This window comes from Ornithinicoccus sp., from assembly GCF_057176825.1.
This window is the reverse complement of the sequence record NZ_CM169976.1, coordinates 1942078-1957938: the sequence shown is the minus strand read 5'-3', so window position 1 is coordinate 1957938 and position 15861 is coordinate 1942078. Positions and strand designations below refer to the sequence as shown.

Below are 15861 nucleotides of genomic sequence, written 5' to 3'. Positions count from 1 at the left end.
CCCGAAATGTGAGCGTGTGACCTCCAGCAGACATCGGCAGCCCCGATGGCGTCCAGCACCTCGGTAGGGCACAGCTCCGCGTGCAGCCTGAATCTGCGCATTGGCAGTCGGTTCCTCGAATGGAACGCAGATGGCTCGGGTGACGCGCGTGACCTATTGGCGCCTCGACCGCCCTCAACAACGATGGGCGCTGTCGACTGCTAAACGCCACCAGCGCATGACTCAGCCGCGGCGCCGATGTCGGCGCCTGTCGATACCCTGAGCAGACGGTCGGCAGGGCCGTGCGCGGCGGCTGGAAGGAGCGACCATGAGGCTGACGACCCTTTATATATATCCGGTTCTTCCGGTCATTCAACTTCGACTACCTGCGGAAGAGCCGAGAGGACGACACGGCTCATCCAGACCCCTGGGATCACCTCGGTCCGGACGAGTTGTTCTTCCCGTTCGTGCGGGTCCCGCTGGAACCCGACGTGACGACGGTGGTCGGCGCGAACGAAGCCGGAAAGAGCCAGCTGCTGAGCGCCATCGAGGCGCTACTAACCGGCTCTGGCTACGTAAAGCGCGACTTCTGCCGATACTCCACAGAGTTCAACGAGGACAGTGCACCGGAGTTACCAGAGTTCGGAGGGGAGTTCACCGATGTGGCGCCGGAGCAGAGCGAGTTGATCCTCGGCCTCCACGACTGGGACGCCACAGAGGTCGTCTCCTTCCACCTGTTCCGCTTCCACGACCGAGTGGTGATTTATCTCGGCGATGAATCGGTCGAGCTGGCTGACGTCCCGGCCGCACTGGAACTACCCACGTCATTCAGGATCGACGCTAGCAAACCTCTGCCTGACAGCGTTGAGATTGCGTACCTGGCCGGTGACGAGTCACGGACGAACCGAACCAGGCAAGACTGGCTCTCTCGCATACTGTTCGTCCGAGACAATCCCGAGTCGCTTGAGGAGCCGCCGAGCGGAAGAACCCGCCCAGCCTACGACGGCAAGGATGAGAGGCCCGACAAGGCTCTGATCGAGCAGTGGGATCTAGCCCGTCGGCTGCTGATCGACGTCGCGGGCATCACGCCAGCCGAGTTCGCCGAGTTGAAGGACGCTGTTCACACGTCCGAGGGGTATGCCGAGGCGCTCGTAGACAAGATGAACCGCAAGCTCGCAGACTCCCTCAACTTCAGGCGCTGGTGGACCCAGGACAGAGATTTCGCCCTTCGACTTCGGCTCCGCGATTTTGACCTAGTGTTCACCATCCGTGACCGCACCGGCAGTGACTACACCTTCAAGGAGCGAAGCCAAGGTCTCAAGTACTTCCTCAGTTACTTCGTACAGTATCTGTCGCACACGGAGAACGATGGCGATATCCTTCTCATGGATGAGCCTGATGCCTTCCTCTCGAACTCTGGGCAGCAGGATCTGCTGCGGATCTTCAGGGCCTTCGCCCACCCCGAGGACGATCAAGCGGCACCGGTTCAAGTTGTGTACGTGACACACTCGCCGTTCCTGATCGACAAGAATCACGCTGAGCGCATCCGGGTTCTAGAGAAGGGCGACGGCGAGGAAGGGACCCGCGTCGTCAACAACGCGGGACGCAACCACTACGAGCCGCTAAGGTCGTCTCTTGGCGGTTTCGTGGCCGAGACCACCTTCATTAGTTCCTGCAACCTCATGGTCGAGGGTCAGGCAGACCCGATACTCCTCGCTGGCGCCAGCACCATCGCCCGCAAGGTCGCCCCCGATGGTGACGCGCTCGACTTAAACACTCTTACGCTTGTGCCTTGCGGAGGGGCCGGGAACGTCGCCTACATGGTCCACCTGGCCCGCGGTCGCGACGAGGACAAGCCAGCGGTGCTCGTGATCGTCGACAACGATGCAGACGGCCTGAAAGCCATCGAAGGCATCAAGGCAATGAAGGGCCTCCTGTCAGAGTCCCTGATGTTCACGGTCGCCGCCACGATCGACGGAGACCGAGAGGGCGTCGTGGAACTGGAGGACCTCGTTCCCATTTCGCTCGCCAACGATGCCATCAAGAGGCTTGCTCGGACTGTCCTTCCTCGGGATCAGGCGGAGGCCTTCCTCGAGAACTGGTCGGATGTCAAGCCTATCCAGGGAGAGAACACTTTCAAGATCCTACAGAAGGCGGCAGTCGAGGCCAGTCAGAAGGGAGCTCTCACGCGGTCGCTGGAAGTCGAGAAGGTTCCTTTTGCCCGGTCAGTTATCGATCTCGCCCTCGACAGCAAGACCCCACTCAGCGTTCAGCAAGAGCTCTATGATAACTTCCGGCCGACGCTCGCCCTGATTGAGGCCAAACAACGTGAAGCGATGCGTGACCATGCCCACATCAAGATCTCCACGATCATAAAGCGTCTCCGCAAGAACTTCGTTGCGGATCATCCAAATAACATCCGAAAAAACGAAGTAACCGTGTTGCTGGAGAACCTAGCGGCTCAGCTTCCGCGAGACGCCGCTGAAGCGGACCAGGTATTCGACGATATTCGCAAGATCCAGCGCGACTTCGAACTGGCTGACGAGCCTCGCTCGATGCTCACCGATCCGCAGGCTCTCCGGGATCGCCTCTACGCCCTTAGCTACTGGATCACCAACGCCGTCCAGACAGAATGATCCGGTCACGGGCAACTCCAGCCTAAGCTCGATCGAACCTTAGAGGGCGGGCGTGGCACCGCTGAGGGAGACCCGGAAACTCGAGGTAGCCTCGTTGATCCGCTCGACCGCGGTCGGCTCGTAGCGAGCGAAATGCCGTCGGTTGTAACGATGTGGTGACCGTAACGTACGCCGACAGTGGTGAGGACGGCGCCCTCACTCTCGGCTGTGGGCCATCGCACAGGCTCTAGGTGCCCGGGCCCGTCGAAGAGGCCACCTACCGCAAGCTTGGGTCAGCGCGTATGCAGCCAGTGGAGCAGCGGGCCCACCGGCGTCGACGACGAGGCCCTGGCGGAGGATGCCTCCTCAACTCGGTGCGTGGTGTGGCATGGACTGACGTGACACCTGTGCCAGCCAATGGCCACGACTGAACCCCTTCGTCTCAGCGTGCCCTTGGCCGCGCTCGATATGGCCGCGCAACCCACCCGGCTAGCCGAGCTGGCCACGACGTCGCCCCAGGCGACGCAATACCCCATCACCACCGTGACAGTGGAAGATCCGGCAAACGCCCGCCGATGCACGAACCTATTTTAGTCGCCAGTCCCGCCTCCGCATCGAACCAATAGTTCACCAACAATTCTCCATGTCGAACGCTCTCCCGGCGAACCGGGTGTAGACAGGTGCCTTCACCACGATCCGAACGGGGCTGGGGATGCAGCATTGGGAGGACTCCGAGACCGACAGCCGACACACTCCAGAAGTGCCCGCTAGCCACTCAGGGGAAAGCAGATATCTCATGTGGGGTGTCCTCGCCGCCGTGGGCCTATGGGTGCTCATTTGGCTGTGCTGAGCTGCCATCAGACCCATTCGTCCAGCATGGCTCACCTGCCCTGGCTAGCCCGTCGATGTCCCGCTTGCCGGCACGCCTGAGCACCACGCGGCATCCGGTCGCCTGGAGGTGGCGATGACCGCCCTCACCTCGGATTGCGCTCCTCCGGCACTCACGCCGCGTCTTCCCACAAGTCCGGGGAACACGGACAGACGCAGGAAGGTGCGTGCGCGGGTAGTCGTGCGCCGCGATAGAGGAGCCGCTTGTACGTGAGACCGCGGACCAACTGGGAGACCTCGTACTCGACGCCGGTCCCAGCCACCCCTTGTCCCAGCACCGATCGTCTTTGACGTGGCACTCGATCACGCCCTGCGGGACGTCCAGCTCGGTCGCGGGTCGTCGTCGCTGCCGCGCCTACATTGGCAGCATCTGCGCGAGGTTGCCCAGGGCCTCCACGATCGCCGCGCCGCCCGTGCTGCCGACAGAAACCGCGGCGGCTGCGAGGGCTTTGCTAATCATCGGCCGGATGACGGCCGGGTCACCGCTCCTGCTCGTCTCGGCCTGGACCTGGTCGAGCACCTCTGCGATTTCGCCTCGGGCGCGATCATCGTAGGCCGGGTCCGCGATCAGCTCCCTGAGCATCTCGACTTGCGACAGGATCAACTGGCGTTGGTCGTTGTTGATGGTCACGTTCTGCACTGAGTGGTCACCAATCTGAAGCGGTCCTCCCTGGGTGCTGACGTTCTGGGCCTGGACGCCGACCCGGTTGTCATAGGTCGTAACTGAGGGTGCACCGACGGAGCTGTCGAGGAGCTGGGCACCGGACCTGGCCAACGCGAGACGACCCTTTGGCGTAACTTCGACCCGTACGAAGGAGCGGCCGAGCGCGTGGAACCCCTTGACGAACTCCTGCGACTCGAGGGCGCGCAGCACGATCTCCCTCTCCTGTTCCGAGACCTCCGGCAGTCCCTCCTCGTGAAGTGGCCAGGCATCGACCTCTTCCCACGTGACGCCATGCTCGTCCGCGGCCATCCGAATCATGATCTCTCGCGCGGTGTGCTCGTATCGCGCCTCGCCAGATACTCGAGACTCCTGGTGCTCCCGTGCGATCTGCCGTCCGATAGCCGTCGCTTGATGCCCTCCGCTCAAGGTGCCGCTGGCACGAATCAGTCCGCGATCCTCCATGGCCGTCAGGTACTCGCGCACGTCCTCCTCCGAGTGTCCGACCAAGTCCGCGACAGTCTTAAGGCTGACCCACTGGTCGGGCTCGTCGGCGACTGCCTCGACTACCGCGAGCAGGATGCCGCCAGCTGCCTCGTGATCCCTCAGCCATGCCTTCAGCGCACTCTTGTCCATCTGTCGTTCCTCTCCTTGCACTGACGAAGTCAAAATTTCGTCAGAATCTCGTCCTTAAACGACAAAGTAGTAGACAGCACCGACAACCTGCCGAACATGGCGTTCGCCGATTCCCGCGCTGGTCAGCGCCGCCGGGTCGAGCGGATCCGGGAGACCATGCCCTCGGTGATGCCCGCGGCCTTGGCCACCGCGGCACCTGAGATCCCTGCGCTGCGGGCTGCCCGGACCGCGGCGTCCCTGGCCTCCCTCGCGCGTGCTGCTGCGGCCTCGGCCCGGACAAGCTCGACCGCGGCGTCTTCCAGCCGCTCCAGCAGTCGGCGCTCGTGCGCGGCCGACGCACCCATCTCGGACAGTCCCATCTCGGCCCTTAGCCCAGGGACTCGTGCTGGGCTCGGAGGCAGTCGGTCATCTCCTGGGTCGAGACGGAATCGTCGGCATCCACTACGGCGACGTGCTCACGCACGTCGATCCGAGCCTGGGAGAGACGGTTCTTCTCCGTATGCTCCTGCGCCTTGTCCTGGAGCACGAAGGGCTGGGCCTCGACCTGTGTCTCCAGGTCGCGCACCCTGTCGTAGAAGGCCACGATGTCGGTCGCGACGGGTTTCGGCTTCTCGTGCTCAGTGCTCATCTGCCCTCCTCGCAGCGCTCTCAGTAGATCAGACCCGAAGATCCCGGCCCAGCCGGACCAAGGGCGGAGCGTCCCGCCACTGAGCCCCGGCTTCCACTAGACACCGTCTCGGTCTCAAGGCTGCGACAGGGCTGAGTCGCGTCTCTTGGAGCACGGGACGGAGCCTGGCCGGGGGGAGCCGGGCACTCAGGGCCGTCCGGCTGCAGCGCCCCGGAGCGGTCTCCAGAATCGTCACTCCAGGCTCAGGAACTGCAGGCGGTCGCTGACGATCTCCGGTAGGCGAGCTGCCGCACTAGGGTTTCCGCGAGGTACAGCTGATCGCCGTAGCGGGCGGTGTCCGCGACGTGCCCGGGAGGCCCTCGCCGACAGTGCTTCCGATCATCTGCAGGAGGGGGCTGATCCGGTCTCCGGCGTCTCCGACGCCGTGCCCCACCACCCACTAGCTCAACCAGCTGGTGATCCCGCCCAACCGCCATGGCTCGGGGTCCTCGAAGGCCTCGACATCGCCGACATATGGGCGCAGGACGTCGGCGGGGCCGCCCTCGATCGGGTGCCCGACCGAGGCGCGCAAGACGCTGGCCATAGCGCCGATTGCGCCATATACCCACAGCGTCTCTCGACGGTGTCGGCGGTCGATGGCAGTGTGTTAGGACCACTTCACACCGGAGGATCGAAATGGCTGCGAAGGATCAGACCTGGGACGGCACCGAGGAGAGCATGCGACGGGGCAGGTTCAGCTTTCACCCCGACATCATGGGCGAGGCGGGTGAGCTGCCGCGTCACACTGACTTCATACCACCATCCGATGAGGATCAACGCCCGTCGGGCAGCGCCCCTGAATCCAGCACTGAGTAACCAAGTGAACAGTTTCGCGCCTGCTGAGCCGTGGACTGCCGATGCGCCTCCCGCTGACACGAGTGGGAGTCATCATCATCTGCAAGCCACGTCACTGCGGGTTGATCCTCTCGCGAACCAACAGCAGCACGCGGTCAGCCACAGCACGAGGGTCCTCGTGCTCCCAGAAGCGGACGACAGTCCACCCCGCCTCCCCTAGCCTGCGATCTGTGTCAGCGTCGCGAACACGGTTCCCCTGGATCTTCTGTGCCCAGTACGCGGCATTCGTGCGCGCTGCGGTTCCGTGCTCCGGGCACCCGTGCCAGTAGCAGCCGTCCACAAAGACCGCGATTCTCTGGCGGGTGAAGACGAGATCGGCGCGACGGTTCACCTCCGGCAGCGGGCGCACATCGACTCGATAGCGGAGTCCCAGAGCATGCACGGCGCGACGAACCGCCATCTCTGGCTTGGTGTCACGTCCCCTGTTGGCCTGCATCCCGCGCCGGACGGCTAAAGATGAGGCCCACGACTCGCTGCTCACACGTCTAGTTCACAACGAAATCGCGTAGTCCACCAGTTCTTCGTAGTCTCGCACCCGACGCTGCTCGACTAGGCGACTGAAGGTGTCGAGGGTGGTGCGCGAGGCCTTGTCGGTTCGTCCCCCATAGACGTCATCAACAGCGGCGATGAGGGCCGGGAGGTCCAGATGGTAGACGCAGTCGACATCGCCGGACCCTCCTCCGAGCAGATTGAGCATGTAAGGGCGCGGCTCCATCGTGACAGCGGCAAAGTGCGGCATGCGGCCTCGACGGAGCGCCGACAGCTTCGCTCCCTGCGATCTGCAGTCCTGCGCTCTGTCGGTTCTCAGGGACCACTTCAGAGAGAGTCCGATCACCAGCTCCGGCAGCCGCTCGTCCGGCGGCCTCCACGCAGTCACATCGAGCTTGAGCAGCGACTCACGGCCCACCTCGGCGAGAGTCTTGCGTCGAGCCTCGACCTCCGAGTCGAGAGCGTTCTCCACCGACTCAATGAGCCTCTCAACCCTGCGGACTGTGGCCGGCGGGGCGACTACCCTTTTCCGGATCTCGGTCCGCAGCCGCCGCCATTCCCTCGCGTATGCCCGAGAGGGTTCCGCCCGGATATCAGCCAAGGCGCCGACGTGTCGGTATTGCTGGAACGAGTTCAGGTGTCTCTCGGGTGACACGGCGACACCCCGCGCGGCCTGGCTCACGCGAGTTTCAAGGTCGACCGCGACCCTGTTCGCGAAAGGCGACCCGGTTGGCTCGTCACCTTTCGCGTCGGCCGGGACACCGAGCCGCTCGAACAGCGCCTCCCCCAGTGCGACGCTCCACTTGTCGTGCGCGTCGGACGTGTTGGGCTTGCCATTCCTGGCGCGGTACTTGCACAGGTCTATCGCGAACGCAGCTGGCACGGTCGCGACATTACCGGCTGGGTCAGGAGCGTGCGGGATGTCAAAGGTCCTCGCTTTGCAGGGTGTCGGCGTGGATACCGCGGATGTCGGCGGTTGATCGTACGATCAGGGCATGACGAAGCCCACCATGATCGACCTGTTTGCTGGCTGCGGCGGGATGACCTTGGGCTTCGCTGCCGAGGGCTTTAAGCCGATCCTCGCGGTCGAGTGGGACCGACAGGCCGCTGCGACCTACGCCGCCAACTTCGGCGAGGAGCACGTCATACCCGGCGACATCGCCGAGGTCAGTAACGCTGACATCCCATCGGCAGACCTCATGATCGGCGGACCACCTTGCCAAGGGTTCTCGAACCTGGGGCTCAAGCTGCTGGAGGATCCCAGGAACCAGCTGTGGCGGGAGTACATGCGCTTCATCACGCGCGCGAGGCCTCAGGTGTTCGTGATCGAGAACGTCGACCGGTTCAGCAAGAGCCCGGAGTTCCAGATGCTGTTGGGCGAGGTCAGGGGCGGCGTGCTCAAAGAGTATGAGATCTCCCACGGCGTGCTCAACGCCGCCGACTACGGAGTGGCGCAGCGACGACGTCGAACCATAGTCATCGGCTCCCGCGTCGGCCGGATCGACCTGCCCCGGCCGACACACGCGAAGACCCCTCAGGCGGACTCCGGTCTCAGGCATTGGAGCACCGTCCGCGACCGGATCGGCGGCCTGCCCGAGCGACCGGACCCAACGACGCTCCCAGACTCGGTCACCGCCTTCTTCGGCGAGCCGATGCCCGGAGTCTTCAAGGGACTCGACATCCACTTCCGACGGGAGCCGCGGCCGCTCTCTCTAGAGCGCTACTCGTACGTTCCTCCAGGGGGCGGTCGGTTCGACGTGCCGGACACTCTCCTTCCGCGCTGCTGGCGCGAGAAGCCCACAGGGACGACGGACGTCATGGGGCGTATGCGCTGGGACTTCCCCTCCCACACCATCCGCACGGAGTTCTTCAAGCCTGAGAAAGGCTCGTATCTGCACCCGCAGTGGGCACCGGGCCCGCAGCAGCCGGGATCTGATCCTCGCTTCGTCAAAGGCGATCCGACAAAGTCGGTCGACAGGGTCGTGACGCACTACGAGGCCAGCCTCATCCAGGACTTCCCGGCGGAGTACCTGTGGGTCGGGTCGAAGATTTCGATAGCGAAGCAGATAGGCAATGCCGTGCCCGCTGGTCTCGCCCGGGCGATCGCCCGGCAGGTCAGGCCTCACATCTCCTGAGCGCTCACCACTCCGCGAGGGTCGGTGCCAGCTCGGCATACGACTTCAGTCGTCCCTGATCCACGCACTCGCTCCAGGCCGCAGCCTGTTCGCTGTTGCCAATCTCGGCGACCGCCTGGTCCAGTGCGTCGAAGGCGACATGATAGGTCGCGTCCACCTCCCCGGTGCCCCGGGCGATGGAGGCCAGTCGAGTCGGCAGCGGCTCAGCGGTCAGGGTTATCAGGTGGGGCTGACGACCACGCCGGTGGCGGATCATTTGACCGAACTCATGCCGGATGTTCTGGACTCTGTCAGACCGGATGGTCCACTTGCACGAAACGACGGCGTGCAAGAACGCCACAGCATCAGGATCCTCCGTCATGAGTTCGATCGGTGGGGCGATGCCGATCGTGACGTCGGGCCTGATCAGATAGTCCATGCCGATGGTGACACGCAACTCGGGCTGGGACCTGACTAGCGCATCAAGCGCATCGAGGTGTCGGTACTGCTGGAATCTCGAGATGAGGGCCCCGCACTCAACCTGCCAGATCCGCTCCGCTGTGAGCCGGGTGAGGCTCGTCTCGAGATCTTCGCGCGTCATCTGCTCAAGAGCGGCACCGGGATCCCGGGGGACGTCGGAGGCTTCGTCGCGCGAGACTCCCAAATTGTCAAGGACAGCCGATGCCAGCGCGATAGAGGTGACACTCGCAATGTCGGCGGTGTTCGGCACGAGCCTTCCGCGCGTCTCCTTCCAGCCGAGCAGTCGGTCAGCGAACGGAGCGGTCATACATCGGACCGTACCGCGGCCCGTGTTCCGGCTGTCGCAGGGGCTGTGCCCACGGTCAGCCATGACCCACGGGCCGATCGCGGCTGATTGACCTCGCCGAGCAAGACAGACTCGGGGGCAGCTACCGGGGCCTGGTGCCGCTGGCCGCCCGCGGGAGAACCGGGATCCTGCTCCAGCCATCCGGCCCCGCCGACGGCGCCCCGTTGGGCATCTCCCCCGGTCCCGGAGGGCACAGCTCCCCGGGGCGTGGTCTGCTGGTGGCCCGGGGACGGGCCACCAGCCTGCAGGTCGCCCTCCCCGGCCCGGATCCGTAAGGGCCCGCACCGCCCGCAGCGGTCTCGCCTAATCCAAACGCCCCATCCCGATCACGGCGGCGATGGTGACCACGGCCGCGACCAGGACCGCCGCGGCGAGCCACCCGGGGGCGAACTGGAACATCGCGATGCCCAGCGGCACCAGCAGCCCGTTGAACGCGATGGCCGGGGCCTGCGCCCGCGGGTGCCTGCGGTGCAACCCCACGGCGACGTAGCCCAGCCCGACCACGAAGACGAGCATGGTCACGATCGACATGATCACGATCATCGGGTCCTGACCCTCGCCCAACAGCAGCTCGACGAGATAGAACACGGCGAACCCGGCGAGCACCAGCGCCTCCAGCGCGACCAGGCCGGCGGCGACCCTCCCGCGGGTCAGTTGCCGGGGGGTGGGCTCGCTCGCGCTGGTCACCGCTGCAGGGTAGTCGAGGGCCCGGGTTGACCCTCAACCAGGTGCAGACCCCACAGTGGTCGCGTGCACCCCGACCACGACGCCCCCGAGCCGCGCCTGCTCGGCATCGGCGCGCTCTCCCGGGCCAGTGGCCTGAGCGTGAGCGCGTTGCGCTACTACGACCGCGAGGGGGTGCTGGTGCCCGCGGACGTCGACGGCGCGACCGGCTACCGCCGCTACCACCCGGGTCAGGTCCGTCCCGCGCGTCTCCTCGCCGGCATGCGCCGCATCCAGGTGCCCGTGTCGGAGATGGTCGCGGTGCTGGAGTCCCTGGGCGACGACGACGCGGTCACCGAGCTCCTCGAGCTGCACCTGGGGCGCCTCGAGCAGGGGCTCGCCGATGCGCGGCGCGAGGTGGACCACCTGAAGGACCTGCTGGACGCCGGCCGGACGCGGCACCGGGCGCTGGTCGCCGACGGGGCGGCCCTGCGCACGGCCCTCGCCGCGGTCCGGTATGCCGTGGGGCGGGATCCGCAGTTCCCCGTCCTGTCCGCCGTGCTGCTGGACCGTGACGCCGCCGGGGTGCGCGTCGTCGCCACCGACCGTTACCGCCTGGCCGTCGCGGTGGTGCAGGCCGCTCCCGGTGGGGACCCGGTGCGGATCCTGCTGCCGCTGCCCCTCGTCGACGAGTTGCTGCAGGACGAAGACCTACCGGACGACACCCAACCCGACGGCGAGGTCGAGGTCGCGGCGCGCGGCGGCCGGGTGACGGTCCGCCCGGTCGAGGCTGCCCCGGGTCGTCGGGAGCGCTCGGGTGTCGAGCCGGACGGGGACTACCCCGACGTGCACCGGGTCCTGGACCTGTCGGTGGACCGCACCGCCGAGCTGCCCGTGGCCGGGCTGCGTGCCGCGCTTGAGGACGCCGGACCCGGCCCCGACCGGGTGCACCTGTCCCCCGACGGGGCGGGCTCTGGTGGATCCGGGAAGGACACCGTCCTGGTCGACCGGGGCCTGCTCTGGGACGCCCTCGAGACGGTGCGGGACGGTCACCTGGTGCTGCCCCTCGGCGGGGCCATCGCCCCGCTGCTGGTCCGCAGCGCCGACGAGTCGCGCCTCGGCCTGGTCATGCCGGTGCGGGAGGACCCGTGAGCGTCCTGCTGCACTTGTGTCGCAGCTGCCACCACCGGGCGACCTCGCACGACGGCGGCGACCGGGGCTACGCCGCATGCCGGTGCTGCCGCGGGCCGGGCGACATCGATCGGTCGCCGACGCTGGTCGCCACCTTCAGCATGCCCGGATCGCGCCCGGAGCCGCTGCACCGCCCGGGGTCCGTCTGGAACGCCGGCACGATGCACGCGCTGCCGCTCTGTGCCTGTGCCGCCTGCGAGGAGCGGTATGCCGAGCTGTCAGTGAACGGGGAAAGTGCCACCGGCTGACCCGTCCCTCGGTCTATGGTGTCCCTCATGCCTGTCGCGCTGCTGGACCGTGCGTCCACCGTGGCCACCACCCACTACGACCTGCTCCGGGACGAGCTCGGCAGTGAGGTGATGGGGGTCTGGCTGATCGGCTCGGCCATCCTCGGCGACCTCACGGTGCGCTCCGACATCGACACCCTCACGGTGACCAGCCGCCCCTTCGACGAGCTGACCGCACCGGCCCTGCACCGGGTCCACGACCAGTTGACCCGGGAGCACCCCGGGGTGGCCTACGACACCACCTACCTGTCGATCGCCGCGCTCGCCGAGCCGGCCACCCCCGGCCTGGTCACCCCGTTCACCCTGGAGGGCCGGCTCCGCGTCGGTGAGCCTGCCGGCGAGGTGCACCCGGTCACCTGGCTCACCCTCCCCCACGCCCACCCGGCAGCAGGCGTGGCCCCGACTGCGGTCAACGTGCCGGTGGACCGGGTGGCCGCCGAGCGCTACTGCCGCGGCAACCTGCAGACCTACTGGGCCGCGGTCGCGGAGGGACTCCGGCTCCAGCTCGGCACGCGGAATCCGGCCGACCCGCTGGATGACCCGGACACCCTGACCTGGGTGGTGTTGGGGGCGCCCCGCCTCGCCGCGTTCCTCGCGGGGATGCGGACCAAGGGTCCGATCCCGTCGAAGTCCGAGGCAGGCCGGTGGGTGATCGAGGCCTTCCCGCAGCACGCCGGGCTCGCCAGGCGCGCGCTGCAGGCCAGGGCCGGCAAGCAGGTCGGGTTCACCGTCGGCGACGGCCGGGAGGCAGCCGACCTGGTCGCCACGATCGTGCACGGGCACGGCTGAACCGCCACACCTGATCGGTCACGGCTGAGCAGGCGCAGCACGGGTCAGGACGGGGCGACGACCCCGCAGGGTGCGGCCGCCACCGGCGGCGTCGCCGGCTTGCCGACCGAGGGCATCCCCAGGGTGACCTTCGGACGACCCGCGTCCGGCTGGGCCTGCAGGGCGGCCCAGGCGTCACCGCCCCGGGTGCGGCGCACGGCATACGTCCCGCCCTGGATGCCCGAGTCGGCCACCAGGTGGTGCGGCGCACCGTAGGTGACCGCCACCGTGACCACGTCCCCCGGCCGTGGCACCTCGGCGCCCCCCGGCACCGCGAAGTGCACCAGCCGGTTGTCCTCCGCGCGCCCTGACAGGCGCTGCGTTTCGGAGTCCTTGCGGCCCTCCCCCGGCGCGACCAGCACCTGGACCTCCCGGCCCTCCTGGGTCCGGTTCTCCGCCCAGGAGACCTCCTCCTGCACGGCGATCAACCGGTCGAAGCGCTCCTGGACGACCGCCTTGGGCAGCTGCCCGTCCATCTCGGCGGCGGGGGTCCCGGGGCGGATGGAGTACTGGAAGGTGAAGGCGCTGGAGAACCGGCTGGCCCGCACGACGTCGAGGGTCCCCTGGAAGTCCTCCTCGGTCTCGCCGGGGAATCCGACGATGATGTCGGTCGTGATCGCGGCGTGCGGGATCTGCTCGCGTACGCGGTCCAGGATCCCCAGGAACCTGGTCGACCGGTAGGACCGCCGCATCCGCTTGAGGACGTCGTCGGATCCTGACTGCAGCGGCATGTGCAGGCTCGGCATGACATTGGGGGTCTGCGCCATCGCCGTGATCACGTCGTCGGTGAAGGCGGCCGGGTGCGGGCTGGTGAACCGGACCCGCTCCAGCCCCTCGATCTCGCCGCAGGCCCGCAACAGTTTGGCGAACGCACCCCGGTCGCCGAACTCCACGCCGTAGGTGTTGACGTTCTGACCCAGCAGGGTGATCTCGACGACCCCCTGCTCCACCAGCGCCTTGATCTCGGCGAGGATCTCACCCGGTCGGCGGTCCCGCTCCTTGCCGCGCAGGCTGGGGACGATGCAGAAGGTGCACGTGTTGTTGCACCCCACCGAGATGGACACCCAGGCGCTGTATGCCGAGTCCCGCCGGGTCGGCAGGGTGGAGGGGAAGACGTCGAGCGCCTCGAGGATCTCCACCTCGGCGGCCTTGTTGTGCCGGGCCCGGTCCAGCAGCGCCGGGAGCGAGCCGATGTTGTGCGTGCCGAACACGACATCGACCCAGGGCGCGCGCTCGACGATCGTGCTGCGGTCCTTCTGGGCGAGGCAGCCACCGACCGCGATCTGCATGTCGGGGTTGCGCTGCTTGGCGGGGCGCAACTGACCGAGGTTGCCGTAGAGCTTGTTGGCGGCGTTCTCCCGCACCGCGCAGGTGTTGAAGACCACCACGTCTGCGGTGTCCGGTCGCTCCCCCTCGGGCAGGCTGGACAGGTCGACGTACCCGGCCGTCTCCAGGAGTCCGGACAGCCGCTCACTGTCGTGCACGTTCATCTGGCACCCGTGGGTGCGCACGTCGTAGGTCTTCTGTGCTGTGTCCATCGCACCCACAAGGGTAACCGCGCCCGAACCCACCGCCCGCAGGCTGCTCGGATTGGTAGTTGCGACTTCTATTACTTACTGGTACTTTACTGTTTCGTTGCACACCTGAGAGGCGTCCGGGCTCCCGGCGCAACCCCTCTGCTGCCGAAAGAAGCACCATGAGCCTCGTCACGCCTGCCCGTCCCCAGGTCGGCACCGCGCGTCCCCGGCCCCTCATCGACTGGGTGGGACGGCAGGAGGTCGGCGTCCGCCGCCAGCTGTTCCGCCTCGTCGTGGTGCTGTGCATGGTGCCGCTGCTCGTGCTGCTGGCCACCCGGGTGCCCGACTTCCTCCGCGACCCGCTGGTCCTGGCCTACGGCATGGGGGTCCTCGGTTCCACCACCTTCATCTTCTACCGCGCCTACGCCTCCTACGAGGACCTTTCGAACCCGTTGATCTCCCGGGTCAGGGACCGCGCGGGGGCTCCCCCGCTCCCGGCCACCCCGAGCGTCACGCTCATCGTGGCGGCGATGAACGAGATCGACGTGATCGACCAGTGCGTGGCCTCGATGACCGGCTCGGACTACCCCACGCTGCAGGTCATCGTGGTGGACGACGGGTCGGACGACGGCACCCGCGAGCGGTTGCGCGAGCTCACCGTCGACTACGACTTCACGCTCGTGGAGATGCCCGAGCGGTCCGGCAAGAAGAGGGCCCTGGTCGCCGGACTGCGCCACGCCGTCGGCGATGTCATCGCCTTCACCGACTCGGACTGCGTGCTGGCCCCGGACGCCCTCCGCCGGTGCGTCGCCGCCCTCGTGGCCCACCCCGGCCTGGGTGGCGTGTCCGGTCACGCCCGCGCGCTCAACGCGGAGGCCAGCCTCCTGAGTCGGGTCCAGGACACCTGGTACGAAGGCAGCTTCCGGGTCAGCAAGGCCGCCGAGTCGACCTTCGGATCGGTCACCTGCGTGTCGGGGCCTCTGGCGGTGTTCCGTCGGGACGCCATCTGGAACTACCTGCCCGCCTGGGCGGAGGACCGTTTCCTCGGGGCGGAGTTCAAGTTCGCGACCGATCGCCAGCTCACCGGCTACGTCCTGGGTCAGAAGTGGGTCGGCGCCCACCTCAAGGCGCAGCACGCCGGGTCGCCGTTCCTGGCGATCGACCATCCGGAGCGCGAGTGGGCCGTCGGCTACGTGCGCTCGGCGCTGGTCTGGACGGTCGTGCCCGAGACCACCCGGGCGTTCCTCAAGCAGCAGGTCCGCTGGAAGAAGAGCTTCATCCGCAACCTGTGCTTCACCGGCCGGTTCATGTGGCGCCGCGGGCTGGGACCCAGCGTCCTCTATTACGGCCACGCGATCTGGGTCATCGCCGCCCCCCTCATGGCGGTCCGCCACCTGGTGCTCGCGCCGCTGGGCGGGCTGTGGCTGCTCACCGGTCTCTACCTGGCCGGCGTGCTGGTCAAGGGCGGTGTCTGGGGCGCCGCCTACGCCATCGACAACCCCGGTGACCCGCGGTGGAGGTACCGCCCGCTGATGAGCCTCATCTCCTCGATCGGCCTGTCCTGGCTCCTTCCCTACTCGCTCCTCACCGTCCGTCGCGGGATCTGGTCGAGGTCCTCATGAGCATCCGAACGCGTCTCACCGGC

Annotated in this window: 15 protein-coding genes; 6 read left to right on the top strand and 9 right to left on the bottom strand. The window is 67.0% G+C overall.

The genetic code is table 11. The features are described from left to right. Positions 1–431 precede the first annotated feature (431 nt). Positions 432–2615, top strand: coding sequence for an AAA family ATPase (locus tag AC1QRC_RS09775; RefSeq protein ID WP_484203149.1), 2184 nt, complete (start codon positions 432–434; stop codon positions 2613–2615). A 1222-nt stretch (positions 2616–3837) separates the two neighbouring features. Here AC1QRC_RS09775 and AC1QRC_RS09770 read toward each other — a convergent pair. The 6 genes from AC1QRC_RS09770 to AC1QRC_RS09745 all read right to left on the bottom strand — a co-directional run bounded on the left by AC1QRC_RS09770 (position 3838) and on the right by AC1QRC_RS09745 (position 7673). Continuing rightward, on the bottom strand, positions 3838–4779 hold the full coding sequence (locus tag AC1QRC_RS09770; protein WP_484203148.1) for a hypothetical protein: 942 nt from the start codon (positions 4777–4779) through the stop codon (positions 3838–3840). A 122-nt stretch (positions 4780–4901) separates the two neighbouring features. Further along, positions 4902–5138: a hypothetical protein gene (locus AC1QRC_RS09765; RefSeq protein ID WP_484203147.1), complete on the bottom strand. Its 237-nt coding sequence runs from the start codon at positions 5136–5138 to the stop codon at positions 4902–4904. 8 nt (positions 5139–5146) lie between these two features. Then, positions 5147–5407, bottom strand: a complete 261-nt coding sequence (locus AC1QRC_RS09760) for a hypothetical protein (RefSeq protein WP_484203146.1) — start codon at positions 5405–5407, stop codon at positions 5147–5149. Between the two features lie 439 nt (positions 5408–5846). Next, entirely contained in the window at positions 5847–5990 is a 144-nt protein-coding gene (locus AC1QRC_RS09755; protein ID WP_484203145.1) for a hypothetical protein, read from the bottom strand. A 363-nt stretch (positions 5991–6353) separates the two neighbouring features. Then, positions 6354–6782: a very short patch repair endonuclease gene (locus tag AC1QRC_RS09750; protein WP_484203144.1), complete on the bottom strand. Its 429-nt coding sequence runs from the start codon at positions 6780–6782 to the stop codon at positions 6354–6356. 9 nt (positions 6783–6791) lie between these two features. Continuing rightward, positions 6792–7673: an NgoMIV family type II restriction endonuclease gene (locus AC1QRC_RS09745; protein WP_484203143.1), complete on the bottom strand. Its 882-nt coding sequence runs from the start codon at positions 7671–7673 to the stop codon at positions 6792–6794. A gap of 112 nt (positions 7674–7785) precedes the next feature. Here AC1QRC_RS09745 and AC1QRC_RS09740 point away from each other — a divergent pair, with 112 nt between their 5' ends. Beyond that, complete coding sequence (locus AC1QRC_RS09740; protein ID WP_484203142.1) at positions 7786–8925, top strand: DNA cytosine methyltransferase; 1140 nt, start codon at positions 7786–7788, stop codon at positions 8923–8925. Between the two features lie 4 nt (positions 8926–8929). Here AC1QRC_RS09740 and AC1QRC_RS09735 read toward each other — a convergent pair whose 3' ends face one another. Together AC1QRC_RS09735 and AC1QRC_RS09730 are read right to left on the bottom strand one after the other, a co-directional pair. Then, positions 8930–9691, bottom strand: coding sequence for an NgoMIV family type II restriction endonuclease (locus AC1QRC_RS09735; RefSeq protein ID WP_484203141.1), 762 nt, complete (start codon positions 9689–9691; stop codon positions 8930–8932). Positions 9692–10033: 342 nt separating this feature from the next. Further along, positions 10034–10417: a hypothetical protein gene (locus tag AC1QRC_RS09730; RefSeq protein WP_484203140.1), complete on the bottom strand. Its 384-nt coding sequence runs from the start codon at positions 10415–10417 to the stop codon at positions 10034–10036. Between the two features lie 63 nt (positions 10418–10480). On the opposite strand from AC1QRC_RS09730, the gene AC1QRC_RS09725 reads away from it, so the two are divergent. From AC1QRC_RS09725 to AC1QRC_RS09715, 3 genes are read left to right on the top strand one after another with little or no spacing between them, the layout of a single operon-like run. Beyond that, positions 10481–11545 carry a MerR family DNA-binding transcriptional regulator gene (locus AC1QRC_RS09725; RefSeq protein ID WP_484203139.1) on the top strand — a complete coding sequence of 355 codons (1065 nt, stop codon included), beginning with the start codon at positions 10481–10483 and terminating at the stop codon, positions 11543–11545. After that, entirely contained in the window at positions 11542–11832 is a 291-nt protein-coding gene (locus AC1QRC_RS09720; protein ID WP_484203138.1) for a hypothetical protein, read from the top strand. The genes AC1QRC_RS09725 and AC1QRC_RS09720 overlap by 4 nt, the downstream gene beginning before the upstream one ends. A 27-nt stretch (positions 11833–11859) precedes the next feature. Then, positions 11860–12660: a DUF4111 domain-containing protein gene (locus AC1QRC_RS09715; protein ID WP_484203137.1), complete on the top strand. Its 801-nt coding sequence runs from the start codon at positions 11860–11862 to the stop codon at positions 12658–12660. Positions 12661–12704: 44 nt separating this feature from the next. Here the strand turns inward: AC1QRC_RS09715 and miaB are convergent, their stop codons facing one another. Continuing rightward, positions 12705–14237, bottom strand: coding sequence for a tRNA (N6-isopentenyl adenosine(37)-C2)-methylthiotransferase MiaB (gene miaB / locus AC1QRC_RS09710; protein WP_484206557.1), 1533 nt, complete (start codon positions 14235–14237; stop codon positions 12705–12707). 158 nt (positions 14238–14395) lie between these two features. On the opposite strand from miaB, the gene AC1QRC_RS09705 reads away from it, so the two are divergent. Further along, positions 14396–15838, top strand: a complete 1443-nt coding sequence (locus tag AC1QRC_RS09705) for a glycosyltransferase family 2 protein (protein ID WP_484206556.1) — start codon at positions 14396–14398, stop codon at positions 15836–15838. The last annotated feature ends 23 nt before the right edge of the window (positions 15839–15861 follow it).

Coding starts and splice junctions, on each gene's coding strand:
- AC1QRC_RS09760 (WP_484203146.1), bottom strand. CDS start 5,407: ATGAGCACTGAGCACGAGAAGCCGAAACCCGTCGCGACCGACATCGTG.
- AC1QRC_RS09770 (WP_484203148.1), bottom strand. CDS start 4,779: ATGGACAAGAGTGCGCTGAAGGCATGGCTGAGGGATCACGAGGCAGCT.
- miaB (WP_484206557.1), bottom strand. CDS start 14,237: ATGGACACAGCACAGAAGACCTACGACGTGCGCACCCACGGGTGCCAG.
- AC1QRC_RS09755 (WP_484203145.1), bottom strand. CDS start 5,990: ATGGCCAGCGTCTTGCGCGCCTCGGTCGGGCACCCGATCGAGGGCGGC.
- AC1QRC_RS09705 (WP_484206556.1), top strand. CDS start 14,396: ATGAGCCTCGTCACGCCTGCCCGTCCCCAGGTCGGCACCGCGCGTCCC.
- AC1QRC_RS09715 (WP_484203137.1), top strand. CDS start 11,860: ATGCCTGTCGCGCTGCTGGACCGTGCGTCCACCGTGGCCACCACCCAC.
- AC1QRC_RS09765 (WP_484203147.1), bottom strand. CDS start 5,138: ATGGGACTGTCCGAGATGGGTGCGTCGGCCGCGCACGAGCGCCGACTG.
- AC1QRC_RS09740 (WP_484203142.1), top strand. CDS start 7,786: ATGACGAAGCCCACCATGATCGACCTGTTTGCTGGCTGCGGCGGGATG.
- AC1QRC_RS09735 (WP_484203141.1), bottom strand. CDS start 9,691: ATGACCGCTCCGTTCGCTGACCGACTGCTCGGCTGGAAGGAGACGCGC.